General features: G+C 60.2%; 9 protein-coding genes. All 9 read right to left on the reverse strand.

Features of this window, described 5'->3' with window-relative positions; genetic code table 11:
* Positions 1–19: 19 nt before the first annotated feature.
* On the reverse strand, positions 20–1,387 hold the full coding sequence (locus tag EQG79_RS21030) for an alpha-L-fucosidase (protein WP_129603751.1): 1,368 nt from the start codon (positions 1,385–1,387) through the stop codon (positions 20–22).
* A 144-nt stretch (positions 1,388–1,531) separates the two neighbouring features.
* Entirely contained in the window at positions 1,532–2,887 is a 1,356-nt protein-coding gene (locus EQG79_RS21035) for a polysaccharide pyruvyl transferase family protein (protein ID WP_129603753.1), read from the reverse strand.
* Positions 2,888–2,890: 3 nt separating this feature from the next.
* Complete coding sequence (locus EQG79_RS21040; protein ID WP_129603756.1) at positions 2,891–4,162, reverse strand: polysaccharide pyruvyl transferase family protein; 1,272 nt, start codon at positions 4,160–4,162, stop codon at positions 2,891–2,893.
* 7 nt (positions 4,163–4,169) lie between these two features.
* Positions 4,170–5,435 (reverse strand): polysaccharide pyruvyl transferase family protein, encoded by a 1,266-nt coding sequence (locus EQG79_RS21045; RefSeq protein ID WP_129603758.1) that lies wholly within the window; start codon positions 5,433–5,435, stop codon positions 4,170–4,172.
* Positions 5,436–5,449: 14 nt separating this feature from the next.
* The gene (locus EQG79_RS21050) at positions 5,450–6,895 is read right to left on the reverse strand and encodes a RagB/SusD family nutrient uptake outer membrane protein (RefSeq protein ID WP_129603761.1); all 1,446 of its coding nucleotides are present in this window, start codon (positions 6,893–6,895) and stop codon (positions 5,450–5,452) included.
* Between the two features lie 16 nt (positions 6,896–6,911).
* Positions 6,912–10,388 (reverse strand): SusC/RagA family TonB-linked outer membrane protein, encoded by a 3,477-nt coding sequence (locus EQG79_RS21055; protein ID WP_240699411.1) that lies wholly within the window; start codon positions 10,386–10,388, stop codon positions 6,912–6,914.
* Between the two features lie 28 nt (positions 10,389–10,416).
* The gene (locus tag EQG79_RS21060) at positions 10,417–11,424 is read right to left on the reverse strand and encodes a FecR family protein (protein WP_129603763.1); all 1,008 of its coding nucleotides are present in this window, start codon (positions 11,422–11,424) and stop codon (positions 10,417–10,419) included.
* 48 nt (positions 11,425–11,472) lie between these two features.
* Positions 11,473–12,168 carry an RNA polymerase sigma-70 factor gene (locus tag EQG79_RS21065; protein ID WP_129603766.1) on the reverse strand — a complete coding sequence of 232 codons (696 nt, stop codon included), beginning with the start codon at positions 12,166–12,168 and terminating at the stop codon, positions 11,473–11,475.
* Positions 12,169–12,300: 132 nt separating this feature from the next.
* Positions 12,301–14,613 carry a GH92 family glycosyl hydrolase gene (locus EQG79_RS21070; protein WP_129603768.1) on the reverse strand — a complete coding sequence of 771 codons (2,313 nt, stop codon included), beginning with the start codon at positions 14,611–14,613 and terminating at the stop codon, positions 12,301–12,303.
* Between the last annotated feature and the right edge of the window lie 166 nt (positions 14,614–14,779).

The following is a 14,779-nucleotide window of genomic DNA, read 5'->3' on the forward strand; positions in this document are numbered from 1 at the left end:
ATAGCCGGGCCGTTGTTGATTATTTCTGGCTGATCTCCGCTTCGCCGGCCGATGCCTTGTACACACCAACTTCGGCCAGTTCAACGGGGCCACCAAGGCTCGTAAACGAGAACCGCAACCGCGAGGAACGCACTGCCGGAAACCGCAGCAGCCGCTTGTGGCCCACGGTGGTAAACGATTGCAGCGGCTGCCACGCACGGCCATCCCAGTACTCGACCCGTCCGCCCGATACGCGCTGCCCGCTGGCGATGTTTTCCTGGATGGAAATTCGGTCGAACGACGACTCGCCCGCCAGGTCGACCGTCAGAGACTGGCTGGCGGGCAGCGTCACGAACGTGTTCAGCTTTCGGTCGGTTAGTTTGGGATTCTTCGCCACGAGGTTGGTCCGGAAGGTTTCGTTCAGAATGGTGCGAAACGCTTTCAGACTGGCCACATCCGAATCAGACAGGAGCCCGTCGCGGTTAGGCGGCACGTTGAGCAGCAGCAGGCTGTTCCGCCCGACGGACTGGTAATACAGATTCACCAGATTGGCCCCCGAGCGGACCTTGCTGTCTTCGGCAGGGTGATAGAACCAGCCGGGCCGGATGCTCACGTCGGTTTCGGCCGGAATCCAGCGCTTACCCGCCGGGTCGCCCGTGTTCAGGTATTTCGAGTCGGCCACGCCCGGCGCCATGCCATCGGTGTTGATCATCGACCAGCAGGTTTCGCCCGCATTACCGGCTTCGTTGCCGACCCAGCGCACATCGGGTCCGGCGTCGGAAAACATAACCGCGTTGGGCTGCAACTCGCGAACCAGTGCCCAGTAACCGTCAAAATCATAGGTCATGTCTTTGGCATTCTCGCCCTTAGCTCCATCGAACCAGACTTCCGATACCTCACCGTAGTTGGTCAGCAGTTCGCGCAGCTGCGCCTTGTAATAGTCGTTGTAGGCGGCCGTGCCGTAGCGTGGCTCGTGCCGATCCCAGGGCGATAGATAGACGCCGAATTTCAACCCGAACTCGCGGCAGGCATCGGCTACCTCCCGAACAACATCCCCTTTGCCACCCTTCCACGGACTGCTCTTTACCGAATGGTCGGTCAGTTTGGTTGGCCACAGGCAGAAGCCATCGTGGTGCTTGGCAGTAATGATGGCCATTTTGAATCCCGCATCGCGCAGGGCCCGCACCCACTGCCGGGCGTCGAGTCGGGTCGGGTTAAAAATAGCCGGGCTTTCGGTACCATCGCCCCACTCTTTATCGGTAAACGTGTTGACCGTAAAGTGCAGAAACGCCGTGGTTTCCAGTTGCTGCCAGTTTAGCTGGCGGGGGGTAGGTTTGGGTTGGGCCTGGCCGACCGTACCCAAAAGAAGGCTCGCCAGCAGGAGGGCGGTTACATACGTCAATTTCATGCAGGGAAACAATCAGTAGTCAATAGTCCTGCAAAGAAGCCAATAAATTGGAATGAGTACTGGTGAACCTGTCAGATTTCTGCGAACGGCCTCGTACCGTCCATCCATTCTACCGGGACAGCTTTCCGGCGACCCCCCGGGGCGCTACTGGTTTTTCTTCGCCGACAGCCCGACCGTTTGCCGAACGACCTGCATGGTAGCGGCCTGCCGTTGCCGCACGAAGGCCATGGCTTTGTTCACCCTGGCTTTTGCGGCCGGATAGTCGCGGTGAATAGTCAACAATTCGGCACTCAGGGCTTCGGCGGGGGTCTGGTCGATCTCGAACAGCCAGTTACCCAGACCGATATCGCGGAACATCCAGCCTTTGCGGCCGTGGGCCAGGGGCCGCGCATGAACAACGGGCACGCCCAGCGCCAGCCCCATGATGAGCGAATGCGGCTCAATCCCGAACATCGAATGGGCGCGGGCATAAACCGACATGGCTTCGTCCGCATTCCAGTAGGTATCGCGCCAGACCACCTGCCGCTGAATATCGGCGGGGAGCTGGTCGTATACGCCGGTTTTGGCCTGCGCCACTTCCTTGCTCACTTCGGGTGCCAGCAGTACTTTCAGGCCCGTTTCTCTGACCCAGGTCGTAATGAGCTCTCGTACTTTGGCCAGCCGCTGCCGGTCCTGCTCCTGCTGGGCGGGGGTTGGCTGCGCCGGGTTCAGCGGACTGCCTTTGCTTTTGTCGTACAGGTGCGGGGTGTTGGTCCGGATCACGACCGTCAGAAATTTCTGGTCCTCCAGCCCATTCTTTTTCAGGAAAGCCATTCCTTTCTCTTCATCACGAACGTCGATGCCGAAGCAGCCGTCGGGGCCGAACTCCAGCTTGCCGGGCCGGAACGCATGCTCGCTCAGGAACGCCCGGGATTCATCGTCGCGGCAGTAGATAAACGCAGCCCGGCTCAGCACGTCCTTAAAGACAGGCATGGCCGGATGCGCGAACTTATCGAACGACTGCCCATACAAGCCGAACGGAATGCCGCGGTCGAGGCAGTAATAAAAAGGCGTCAGGCCCGCCATGGTAGTCCCCCATTCGTAGCCGAACAGCCCGTAGTTATACACCATACCTGAGTTGACTATGTACAGGCTGGCCCGGTCGAAAGCCTCTTTCAGCTCTCCCTCAAAGGGCTTATCGCGGTCGTAGAAGGCACCGCGCACGATTTTCACCTTCGGAAAATGTCGGGTGATGACTTTTTCCGTTTCGGGCCGCGGGTCCTGGTGCCACAGTAGAATCTCGGCTTCGGGTACGTACCGTTCCAGCAGACGCAGCGTACCGGGGGTGTGGCCCTGATCGCCGATGTTGGCATCGTTCCAGGACGACCGGAGCAGAATAACCGGGTTCCTGGGGGGAGCAACGGCGGGTCGATCGGCTACCCCTGGCAGGGATTCGGCTGGCAATACCGCCGTTGCCGACGACAGCGCCGATAGTTTGATAAAGTCGCGTCTTGTTGTCATAGATTAACTGGCGGTCAGGGCCTTCCGAACTACACCCATGGTTTCCTGCTGGCGTTTCTGTACAAATTTCTGAGCCTGAGCAACGGTTTTCCGGGCGGCTTCAGGGTTCTGGGCCATCTTCAGCACCGTCGGTACAATACGGGCCACGTCGGCCGGCGTATCCATATCGAACAACCACTGGTCCAGGCCAATATCGCGCCACATGAAGCCTTTGCTCGTCTGCTCTTCAAAGCGACAGACTATAGCCGGTATACCGTTGGCAATGCACATAATCGGCGAATGCATCTCCAGCCCGAACAAACCCGCCGACCGCCGGTAAGTACTGACGGCCTCGTCGGTCAGCCAGTACCGATCGCGCCAGACCACCCGGGCTTTCACATCATCGGGCAGCGGGTCGTACAGCATCTCTTTGCCGATCCTGACCTGGGTTTCGTTTTCCGGCACCAGCAGCACCTTCATGGGCGTTTGCCGCACAACGGCTATGATGGCCTCCCGGATGGGCGCGTTATCGTGCTCTTTCATCTGTTCGTTACGGGCGTGTTTGGCCGGATTGACGGCCAGCTTCTTCTGCGGCAGCTCCCACCAGGGCGAGAACCGGAGCTGCGGAATGGCACACAGAAACCGGCCGTCTTCGAGCCCATGCTGCCGAAGAAACGACACGGCCGCTTCGTCGTTTTTCACATCGACCGCAAAAGCGCCATCGGGGCAGAACTCCATCACCGGGTTAGTGACCCCGGCTTTCCGGGCAAAATCAAGCGAGACCGAATCACGGAAATACGCGAACCGGGCCTGGTTCAGCAGCTCCACATCCAGCGGGTTGACCGTTTGCCGGTCGGCAGGCAGGCCGTAGATGCCGGGGAACGTGATGCCGTAGATGCCATAGGGCTTGCCGGTCTCCCGGTGCCAACGGTCCAGGTCAGGACGCGCCACCAGCGAGGGGCCGGAGCCGTGTAACAGAAAGCTACAATCGGCAAACGCCCGGGCCACATCGGCTGGCGTCTGTACGATCGTCACCCGGGGAAACCGCTTCCGCAGCATCTCCTCCACGCCGTTGTCGACATGCATGGGCCACAGCCGCACCGGTGCGTCGGGCAGGTATTTTTCGAGGAGCGCCAGCACACCCGGCGTGTGGCCAATGTCGCCAATATTTTCGGTCTGCCACGACGACCGGAGCAGTATCGTTTTTTTATCGGCCAGCCGGGCCAGCGCGGGCAGGCTCATCAGCAAGCCGGCCAGAGCGGGCGTTTGCCGCAGAAACGTACGACGGGTTTCCATCTATCAACTAGGCTGTTTTTTTCAGAAGTCCCATGGTTTCGCGTTGCCGCTGCTCAACGAACCGACGTCCCTGGGCGGCCTTGGCCCGGGCCGCTTTGGGGTCTTTGGCCATGGCCAGCACCGTGGGCACGTAGCGGCTGACATCCTGCTCGTTGTCCATATCGAACAGCCAGTCACCCAGCCCGATATCACGCCACATGAAGCCTTTGCTCGTCTGCTCGGCAAAGCGACCCACCACGGCCGGAATCCCGTTGCCAATACACATGATGGGCGAGTGCATCTCCAGGCCGAACAAACCCGCCGACCGCCGGTAGGTGCTGACGGCCTCGTCGGTCAGCCAGTACCGATCGCGCCAGACAACCCGTGGCTTTACGTCATCGGGTAACTTATCGAACAGGATTTCCCTGCCCAGCTTCACCTGCGTTTCGTCTTCGGGGCAGATCAGTATGTTCATGGGCGTTTGCCGCACAATAGCCACCATGGCCTCCCGAAGCGGAGCGTTGTCGTGTTCTTTCATCGCCTGGTTGCGCGCGTCGCGGGTGGCATCGAACGGGGTCTTTTTGCTGGGTATCTCCCAGTAGGGCGTGAAGCGGTTACGCGGTATCACGCACATGAACTTACCGTCTTCCAGCCCATGCTGCTTCATGAAAGCCAGCGCAGCCTGATCGTTCTGCAAATCGACGGCGAAGGCGCCATCGGGGCAGAACTCCATCACGGGGCTGGTTACGCCATTGGATTTGGCAAACGACAGCGACACCGAATCGCGGAAGAGCGCAAAACTGGCGTTGCTCAGCAGCTCTACATCCAGCGGGTTGGCCGTTACGCTGGCGTTGGGATCGGGGCTGTACACGCCGGGGAAGGTGATGCCGTAGATGCCATAGGGCTTACCGGTTTCGTTGTGCCAGCGCTCCACATCCTTACGCGCCACCAGCGAGGGGCCCGAACCGTGGAGCATAAACGCGCACTCCTTCAGCGCCCGCGCCTGCTCATCGGGGGTTCTAAGGATAGCCACCTTCGGAAACCGACGGCGCAGCAGTTCTTCGACACCATTGTCGACGCTGGAGGGCCACAGCCGCACCTCGACATCGGGCAGGTATTTCTCCAGCAGAGCCAGCACACCGGGCGTATGGCCAATGTCGCCGATGTTGACCGTTTGCCAGGACGACCGGAGCACGATCGATTTCCTGGCGGCCGGCTGCGCCAGGGCGGGTATGCTCATCAACAACCCCATCAGCGATGGGGTCTGCTTCAGAAACTCTCTTCGGTTAGTCATAAACGAGGGTACGGTTAATAGCCCGGGTTCTGGGCCAGATTGGGGTTAGCGTCCCGGTCCGATTGCGGAATGGGCAGCAGCACATGAAAGGGCTGAATGGCGGCATTTCTATTGAAGCTGTTCTCAGCCTTGACGGCTGCGAGCAGACGGCCCGTCCGGATCAGATCGAACCGGCGGCTCCCTTCAAACGTCAGCTCCAGCCGCCGTTCCAGCCAAACGGCCTCCTGAAACGCCTGGTAGCTGAGGCCACTCAGCGGGCTCAGGCCCGCCCGGGTTCGTACCCGGTTCAGCGCGGCAAAGGCGTCGGCCGTTGGGCCGTTGTTGGCTTCGTTGAGCGCTTCGGCGTACATCAGCAGCACATCGGCATAGCGCAGAATGGGAATGCTGGTTCCTTCGCCCCCGTTGGTTTTGGCCGTTCTGTCCCACAGTTTCTGGAAAGCGACCGCTTTGGTCGGGTCCGGATCGGTTATGGACAGGTTGGTCGTAACCCCGTTGAAGACATAGGACGTCAGGAAGGTAACCGCCTTGCGCTGGTCGGCGCTGGTGTAGGCGTTGAACAGGCTCGCCGTTGGCCGCGCAATACCCGATCCGCCACCGGGGTAGATGGGCCCCGACCGTACGCCAAAACCCCGGCCCAGTCCGTGGCCCCGCACGTCGGTCAAGTACTGTACCTCGATGATATTCTCTTTGCCACCCCGGGCCGTCAGGGCGAAGGCTTCGGCAAAGGTAGCGTACAGGTCATAGACGCCCAGATCGATTACTTCTTTCGCTTTGGCAGCGGCCTGCGCCCAGTAAGGCGAGTTTTTGGTGGTGCCGGCCCGGGTCAGGTAGACCTTGGCCAGCATGCCTTTTGCCGCGCCCTGCGTCATCCGGCCCGATTCGCTGGCCGGATACGATTTGGGCAAATCCGCTTCGGCTTCTTTCAGGTCGGTTTCGATCTGTTCGTAGATTTTGGCTACGGGGTCTCGTGGTACCGCCAGTCCCTCCAGCGAAGTTGTTTCCTTAATGACCAGCGGCACATCGCCGTAGAGCCTGACGAGGTTGAAATAGTGAATGGCGCGCAGGCATTTGGCTTCGGCTACGTACCGTTTTTTCAGCGCTTCGTCCATCGGAATACCCGGCACCCGGGCCATGACGATGTTGGCGCGGTTGATCCCCGAATAAGCGCCACCGAACCCGCCGATCAGGGTATTGGTCGATACGATGTTGTAGCGCCACAGCAGCGGCCGGTCAGCCGCCCCGGTCAGAAACGGCACCCCGTCGTCGGTGGTCGTCACGTCGACGCTATGTTCAATGGGGGCGTTCAGGGAAGCGTAACACGCGCCCAGGGCGGCCCGCGCATCATCGGCGGTTTTGAAGTAGGTAGCGTCGGTCAGGTTCGTGACCGGCACCAGATTGAGTTGATTTTCGCACCCCAGCGTCACCAGGGCCAGCAACGGAAGTATGTACTTGATTTTCATGGGTCAGGCGATGCGTTTAGAAAGAGAGGTTCAGACCAGCCAGTACGGTTTTAGCCGTTGGATAAGCCCCGTAGTCCAGCCCCTGGCTGAGCGATGAGCTGCCAAACCGGTTCACTTCGGGGTCGTAGCCGGTATAGTTCGTGAAGGTGAACAGGTTCTGAGCCGTCACGTACACCCTGGCGGTGCTGACCGACAGCCGGTCGAGCAGGCTTTTAGGCAGATTATACCCCAGCGAGATATTCTTGACCCGCAGGTACGAGCCGTCTTCGACCTGGAAACTGGACAGAATCCGCGACCCACCGGCGGCATTGGCGCGGGGAATGGTGTTGCTGGGATTGGTGGGCGTCCAGCGGTCCAGCACCCGCGCCGACTGGTTGTTACCGCCCGTCAGGTTGATGAGGTCGAAGGTGCCGTAGTTCAGTATGCTGTTACCCGATACGCCCTGAATAAAAATGTTCAGGTCGAAGCCCCGGTAGGAGAAGGTGTTGTTAAGCCCTCCGAACAGTTTTGGGTTGGCATTGCCGATCACGTCCCGGTCGAGGTCGTTGATGGTTCCGTCGCCGTTCAGGTCTTTGTAGCGCAGATCGCCGGGCCGGGCCGTTTTCTGAGCCGATGCGTCGACTTCGGCCTGGTTTTGAAAAATACCGTCGGTTACGCGCCCGTAGAAGTTACCCAGCGGACTCCCTACGCGCAGCAGAATCGGGTTGATGGTGGTGGCGAAGATGACCGCATCGGCTCCCGTGGTGAACTCCTGTCGCCCATCCAGCGTCAGAATTTTGTTCCGGTTCAGGGTTACGTTGAAGTCCGATGTCCAGCGGAAGCCGCCCCGTGCCGAGTTGCTGTTGATATTGACGGTATTCAGCGCCAGTTCAAACCCTTTGTTTTCAACGCTACCGATGTTTTTCAGGGTCGCGTTGAAACCCGAGGAGGTCGGTACACCCACGAAAAACAGCAGGTCAGCGGTTTTTTTGATGTAATAATCGGCCGTAAGCTGAATCCGGTTGTTCAGGATGCCTACGTCAAGGCCCGCGTCGAACTGGGCGCTGCGTTCCCAGCGCAGGTCGGGGTTGGCAATACCGGCGGTGGTGGCGCCGGAGTTGAGTACCCCTCCCAGTACGTGTGAGTAGTTGCCGATGTTGGCCAGGTACTGATAGTTTCCGATTTCCTGGTTGCCCGACAGCCCGTAACTGACTCGTAGTTTGGTATCAGACAATATGTTCTGGTTCTTCAGCCATTTCTCGTTGGCCAGTTTCCAGGCAAAAGCCCCCGACGGGAAGAACCCAAACTTGTTGTTGGTACCGAAGCGCGACGACCCGTCCCGACGGGCGGTAAAGGTCAGCAGAAAGCGGTCGTCGAAGCCGTAGTTGACGCGGGCCAGGTACGAAATCAGCCGCCAGTCGTTGGCTCCGCTGCTGGGCGCCAACAGCGACGAACCCGCAGCCAGGTTGTTGTACAGCGCAAAGTCGTTCGGGAACGTATTGGCTCTTGCCATCACATTTTCGGTAGCAAGCCCCTGAATGGTGTATCCCAGCAGCGCGCTTACCGTATGGCGGGTGGTCAGTTGCCGGCTATAGTTCAGCGTATTCTCATTGAGCCAGCCGATGCTCTGCACCGCGTTGACCGAGGCCGAACCGCCCGAGCTAGACCCGTCCAGCACCAGCCGCGAGCTGTAGTTGTTGCCCTTTGTCGCTTGCAGATCGGCCCCAAAACTGGTTCTGACGGTCAGCCCTTCCGTGATTTTGTAGTCGACGTAGGAGTTGGCCAGCAGGCGAATCAGCGAGCTGAGGTTCCGGATTTCGTTGGCAATGGCAACCGGGTTATCGACGCCGTATCCGTTCAGGGTGCCCAGGTTCCGGAAGTAAGTGCCGTCGGGGTTATAGACCGGAAACGTAGGCGAGTTACTCAGCGACGCACTCGTTACCCCACCGCCCGCGTTGCCGTCTACTTCGGTCCGGGCACTCCGGCCGGTCGTATAGGCTCCCTGCACGGTAAGCCCCACCCGCAGCCGCGACGATACGTCATTGTCGAGGTTGGCGCGCAGGCTGTAGCGTTTGAAGTTCGAGTTGATGATGATCCCCTGCTGATCGAAATACCCGAACGACACCGCGTAGCGCGACTTTTCGGAGCCGCCCGACACGCCGAGCTGGTGGTTCTGGATGGGCGCGTTGCGGAGTATTTCGTTCTGCCAGTTGGTGCCTTCGCCCAGGCTGGCCGGTAAGGGCCGGTCGGCGGTGCTGCCGTCGAAATAAGGGCGCCCGCCGTTGTTGGTCTGCGCTTCGTTGACAAATTCGGCAAACTGCCGGGCGTTGAGCAGCGGTATGGTTCGCCGGGCCGACTGCGACCCGTAATACATCTCGTAACTCACCACCGACTTGCCCGCCCGGCCGCGTTTTGTCGTTACCAGCACCACCCCATTAGAGCCCCGCGAGCCGTAAATGGCCGTAGCACTGGCATCTTTCAGGACTTCGATCGATTCGATATCGTTCGGGTTGATGGAGTTGAGGCCCGTTGTCGGAAACCCGTCGATTACGTAGAGCGGGTCGTTGCTGGCGTTGACAGAACCCGACCCGCGAATCCGGATCGTGGCCGCCCCGCCGGGCCGGGCTGAGTTCTGCACGACCTGTACCCCGGCGGCCCGCCCCTGCAGCGCCCGGTCGAACGCCACGATGGGTGTCGCCTTGATGTCGGTCTCCCCCACCCGGGCCACCGCCCCCGTCAGGTCCGACTTCTTGACGGTTCCGTAGCCGACCACCACTACCTCGCTCAGGGTTTTGTCGTCTACCTTCAGCGTAACGGCCAGCGTGGTCCGGCTCCCGACCGGTATTTCCTGCGGCAGGTACCCTACATAGCTGAACACCAGCACAGCCTCGGGGCCCGGAACGCTGATGCGGTAGTTGCCGTTCTGGTCGGTCGACGTGCCCCGTACGGAGCCTTTCACCACGACGCTGACGCCCGGCAAACCAGCCCCGGTTTCGTCGGAGACGGTACCGCTCACGGTTTCGTCGGCCACATCCGCACTGGTCGGGCTGGCCGATACCCCGGCGGTGCGCTGGGCAACGGCCGATTCGGCACCAGCGGGAGCAGCCGTACCGGGTTCAGAAAATCGGCTGTTGCTGCCCAGGTCGGGCCGAGCGGCCGGTTTGGCCAGTACAACATAAGACGTTCGGTTGATTTTTTTGTAGCGCAGCCCGTGGGGGCTCAGGATGGCCGTCAGCGCTTTTTCCAGTGACGATTCGGCCGCAAACTGACTGGGCGAAACCAGCAGGTTATCCACCGTTTTCAGCTCAAACAGAATGTCGACCTGGTACTTACTTTTCAACTCGGTCAGGACTTCTTTCAGCTGGCGCGACGCGTTGGCTCTGGGCATCTGCCCCTGCCCCGGCTGCGTTTGCCGGGCAATGGCCAGCGCCTGCGACCAGCCCGGTTGCGGCCCAAAAAGCAAAGCGGTTAGCAGCAACCCCCAGCAGGAGGCTTTGGGTAGTCGGTAATTCATAGGAAGAAAGGGTTAGCGGAATGACTGCTTAGCGGGTCGACAGGCGCACGTGATTACCCTGTCGCACCACATTGATATCGAGTAGTTCAGAAATCGTTTGCAGAAGCTGATCGACGTTATCGGCCCGGAACGACCCCATCAGCACGCGGCTGGCCAGCGCCTTATCCCGGATTTCTACCTCCAGGCCGTAGCTTTCGCGGAGCATGTAAGCCACCTCCTGCAGCGTTGTTTCGTCGAATACAAATCGTTTGTCCTCCCAGCCGGGATACAGCTGCGGCTGATCGAGGGCCCGGTGGGTCAGGCGGTTTCGGCGGTCGAGGGTCACCTGGTCGCCGGGCTTCATGAGCAGTTGTTTCGGCTGGTTCCGGTCGGCGTAGTTGACCTGCACTTTTCCTTTCCGAAGCACGACTTTAGCCCCCCGCTCGCGGGTGTAGACGCTAAACTCGGTGCCGAGTACCACCACGTCGAGCCGCTGGTCTGTTCTGACCACGAACCGCCGGTGGTCGGGCAGGTGCTTCACCGCAAAACTGGCCTCGCCCCGCAGCCAGACCTCCCGCGACTGGTTACCAAACCCCCAGCGCGGCACCTGCAGCGTCGTATTGGCGTTGAGCGTTACCCGGCTCCCGTCGGCCAGCCGGACCGTCGAAATCTCGCCGTAGTCGGTGCGGTAGGTCTGATACCGGAGCAGATCCCGAAACAGCCAGCCCCCCAGGCCCAGCAACAGCACCACCGACGCAGCCATGAGCCAGGTCCAGCCGTAACGCCGTTCCCGTGTCGGCCGACTGGTATCGACCGGTGCCGGAGCGGGCTCGTCGGTATGCGGATTACTGGCCAGAAAGCGGCTGTATTGCTGCAGGGCGGCTTCCGTCTGGGCCACATACTGCGGACCATTGTTTTCCCACTCCTCCAGCCAGACGTAGTACTGCTCTTCGTTGGCCCGCGTCCGCAACCACTGCTCGATCAACTGCCGTTGCAGGGGCGACGTTTTTCGGGCAAAGTGGTCGAAAATCAGTTCTTTGTTTATTTCTGATTTCATAGCGATGACAGGCGTTTACAGACAAGACACGTTTTTGGCAGAATCACCTTACTGCTGGTCGAAGAATCTGGCCAGAATGGCGGGCAGCATCAGCATCAGCCAATGGTTTTTCAGCCCCTTTCGCACCAGAGCCAGGGCCTTGACGATGTGAACTTCTACGGTCTTGATAGATATGCCGAGTTCATCGGCCACTTCCTGATACCGTTTCCCTTCGAAGCGGTTCAGCAGAAAGACCTTCCGGCACTGGGGCGGCAGCTGCTCAACGAGCTCTTGGACCTGCTGAAGCACCTCGTCATACTGCATGATCTGATCGGGACGCTGTTCGATACCACCGTCCGTATGGCGGGCTTCGTCGAGATCGTCGAGCTGCTGAAACTCCAGGCGCAGGTGGTTGTAGGCTTCGTTCCGAACGCTCCGGAACAAGTAAAACCGGTACGAGGAGGTCACGGTAGCGTAGGCCCTGGTTTTCCAGAACCGGCAGAACACCTCGCTGACCAGATCTTCGGCCACCTCCCTCGAGTATACGAAGCGCACCGCATGGCTGCACAGCGCCTTGTGATACCGACGAAACAGCAGTTCGCAGCCCCGGCTGGGGTCCTGCTCCATAATACGACGCAGAAACAGCTCGGAGTCAGGGTTCTCCGGCTCTTCGGCTTCCGGCCTGCCTACAGGCGTTGCCCGAAGTGGCAACACCCGCAGGCGGAGCGAGTCATCGGCATAGTCGTCTGGCAGGCGTTCTGGCATAATCTTCGGTTCAGACAAAATTTTCTAAAAAATATACTCGAACCTTTCTATAAGACCAGACAACAATTCCGGCATATCACCTTACTCGGCGCTCCTTTTTTTTGAATTATTTTTTCGGACCGTGCTTCCCGCCTACTCAGGCAGCGCCGATGGCATGGCGTCGGCGGGTCGGCTTCCCCAGTTCAGGTTTGGCTGAGGGCCCATGATCAGGCTCAACTCCCCGCCCGCCAGCAGTTCAGCGTGGGTAAGGTAGGTGCGCGCAAACGGTTTGCCATTGAGCGTAGCCGACTGGATGTATACGTTGGCGGGGCTGTTGTTACGGGCGCGGATGGTAAACGGCTTCCCGGCGCCGGACCGGATCGTTACGGCATCGAGAGCCGGACTGCCCAGCACATAATAGGGCGTTCCGGGACAGACCGGGTACAGGCCCGCCATGCTGAACACCAGCCAGGCCGACATCTGGCCGCCGTCTTCGTTGCCGCTCAGCCCGCCGGGACCCGTACTGTACTCGTCGGCGATTAGCTGCCGAACCCGCGCCTGGGTCTTGTAAGGCGCACCGGCGCAGGCATACAGATACGCAATCTGGTTGTTGGGCTCATTGCCGTGCCAGTAGTGCCCGCCGTTGAACAGGGTATCCAGCTTGGCCACCAGCCGATCGCGCCCACCAACCAGCCTGGCCAGCCCCGGTATGTCCTGCGGTACGAAAAACGTGTACTGCGCCGGAGAGCCCTCGGTAATGAACGACGCCCGTAACGCAAACGGATCGAACCGGTCAATCCAGCGTCCGTCGGCGTAGCGGCCCCGAACGTAGCCCGTGGCGGGGTCCAGTACGTTGCGGTAGTTGCGGGCGCGGCCGGACAGGGTGGCCGCATCGGCGGTTTTGTTCAGCGCTTTGGCCAGCTGGGCCAGGCAGAAATCATCGTAGGCGTATTCGAGGGTCCGGGATACCTGCTCCCGCTTATGAAACGCCTGCCAGACCGAGTCTTCGAGCGGAATGTAGTTATAGGTCAGGTACGAGCTCATGGCGCGTCGCCCTTTCCCGGCTTCGTAGCTGGCCCGGTCGCTGTTGGCCTCGAACGCATTCCGGCGCAGGTACCGATAGGCCGTGTTGACGTCGAAGTTGCGCACCCCCTTCACGTACGCATCTGCAAAGGCCGATTGGGCATGGTCGCCGATCATGGCTGCGGTATAGCTGTTCCAGCAGGGGAAGATGGGCATCCAGCCCCCCTGTTCCGCTTTTTTCACGAGCGATTGCATGAGGTGTCCCGATCGTTGTGGATTCAGCAGGGTCTGCAGCGGCTGGCAGGCCCGGAAGGTGTCCCACAGGCTGAAATCGCAGTAGTAGTCGAACCCGTCGGCTTTATGAATGGCTGTATCGTCGGCAAAACCGGGGTATGACCCATCCACGTCGGAGAAGATGCGGGGCGTCAGGTTGGCGTGGTACAGGGCCGTGTAGAACAGCGTCTTGTCGGCGTCGCGGCCAGTGGCCTGCATCCGGCCCAGCTCGGTATTCCAGGCGGCTTCGGTCTGCTGCCGGACGCGCGCCAGATTCCAGTCCGGAATTTCCTGGCGGAGGTTGGCCCGCGCCCCGGCTTCGCTCACGAACGAGGTGCCGACCCGCACCCGCACTACCTCGCCGGGCTTCAGGTTCCAGCGAACGTACGCGCCCACCGATTCGCGTTTGCCGGTGCCTTTGGCCTGCTTCGCCCCCGCGGTCGGCTCGTAGTTGGTCCAGGTACCGAACGACGCCAGCGGCCGGTCGAACTGCACCACAAAATGCCCGCTGAAGCCCGCCGACTGTCCCGACCCCTGGTAAATCCGGTGGGCGGGGTTGTAGCCAACAATTTCGTTCCGCTCGGGATGGATCTCGACAAAACCTTCGCCCTCGTCGCTGTTGGGCTCGATCAGCAGCGCACTTTCTCCGCCTTTCTCATAGGTAAACTGCAGGAGCCCGGCCCGCGTATGCGCCGACAGTTGAGCCCGGATACCCGAATCGACCAGCCGAACATCATAATAAGCCGGGGTTACGGTTTCTGCCGCATGATCGAAGCGCGAGCCCCGTTCGGCGGGGCGCAGGGTCAGCGGGCCCGACAGCGGCATGATTGTCAGCGAGCCGTAGTCCTGTACGCAGCTGCCGTTGAGCCAGTGAGTGCCCCGAAATCCGTTGATTTTAGAGTCGTTGTAATAGTAGGGCGCCAGGCATTTGGTCTCGGTGGCCTGGGTCTGCGGGGTCCAGGTCGTCATGGCATGGGGCCGGCCGATGGCGGGTATAATCTGTCCTTTCAGCTCGCTGCCAGCTTCGCTGTGTTTTTTGGCGGTAGGCGTCTGGCTGGGGGCCGAGCCAATCAGGGGATTAACGTACGCAACGGGCGATTTGACCAATCCGGGTTTGGGTTGCCCCAGCAATGGACCGGCCAGCAGGAACAGCAAAAAAAATAGACGCATATCGATCGAACTCAGGCTTTTTATAAGCCTAGAAGCATGATCGACCGCAAAACATAATCATCAACAGGTCAAAATTATGATACTGGATGCGCCCGATACAGCTGCCCGAGCGGAAAAGCGTTGCCAAAGAAGAGTGGGCAGGCGGTCAGGTATACTCGTTATACCA

Source organism: Spirosoma sordidisoli (assembly GCF_004138325.1).
GTDB lineage: Bacteria > Bacteroidota > Bacteroidia > Cytophagales > Spirosomataceae > Spirosoma > Spirosoma sordidisoli.

Bases quoted from the DNA above. Each gene is read 5' to 3' on its own strand.
- EQG79_RS21030 (WP_129603751.1), bottom strand. From the start codon at position 1,387: ATGAAATTGACGTATGTAACCGCCCTCCTGCTGGCGAGCCTTCTTTTG.
- EQG79_RS21035 (WP_129603753.1), bottom strand. From the start codon at position 2,887: ATGACAACAAGACGCGACTTTATCAAACTATCGGCGCTGTCGTCGGCA.
- EQG79_RS21040 (WP_129603756.1), bottom strand. From the start codon at position 4,162: ATGGAAACCCGTCGTACGTTTCTGCGGCAAACGCCCGCTCTGGCCGGC.
- EQG79_RS21045 (WP_129603758.1), bottom strand. From the start codon at position 5,435: ATGACTAACCGAAGAGAGTTTCTGAAGCAGACCCCATCGCTGATGGGG.
- EQG79_RS21050 (WP_129603761.1), bottom strand. From the start codon at position 6,895: ATGAAAATCAAGTACATACTTCCGTTGCTGGCCCTGGTGACGCTGGGG.
- EQG79_RS21055 (WP_240699411.1), bottom strand. From the start codon at position 10,388: ATGAATTACCGACTACCCAAAGCCTCCTGCTGGGGGTTGCTGCTAACC.
- EQG79_RS21060 (WP_129603763.1), bottom strand. From the start codon at position 11,424: ATGAAATCAGAAATAAACAAAGAACTGATTTTCGACCACTTTGCCCGA.
- EQG79_RS21065 (WP_129603766.1), bottom strand. From the start codon at position 12,168: ATGCCAGAACGCCTGCCAGACGACTATGCCGATGACTCGCTCCGCCTG.
- EQG79_RS21070 (WP_129603768.1), bottom strand. From the start codon at position 14,613: ATGCGTCTATTTTTTTTGCTGTTCCTGCTGGCCGGTCCATTGCTGGGG.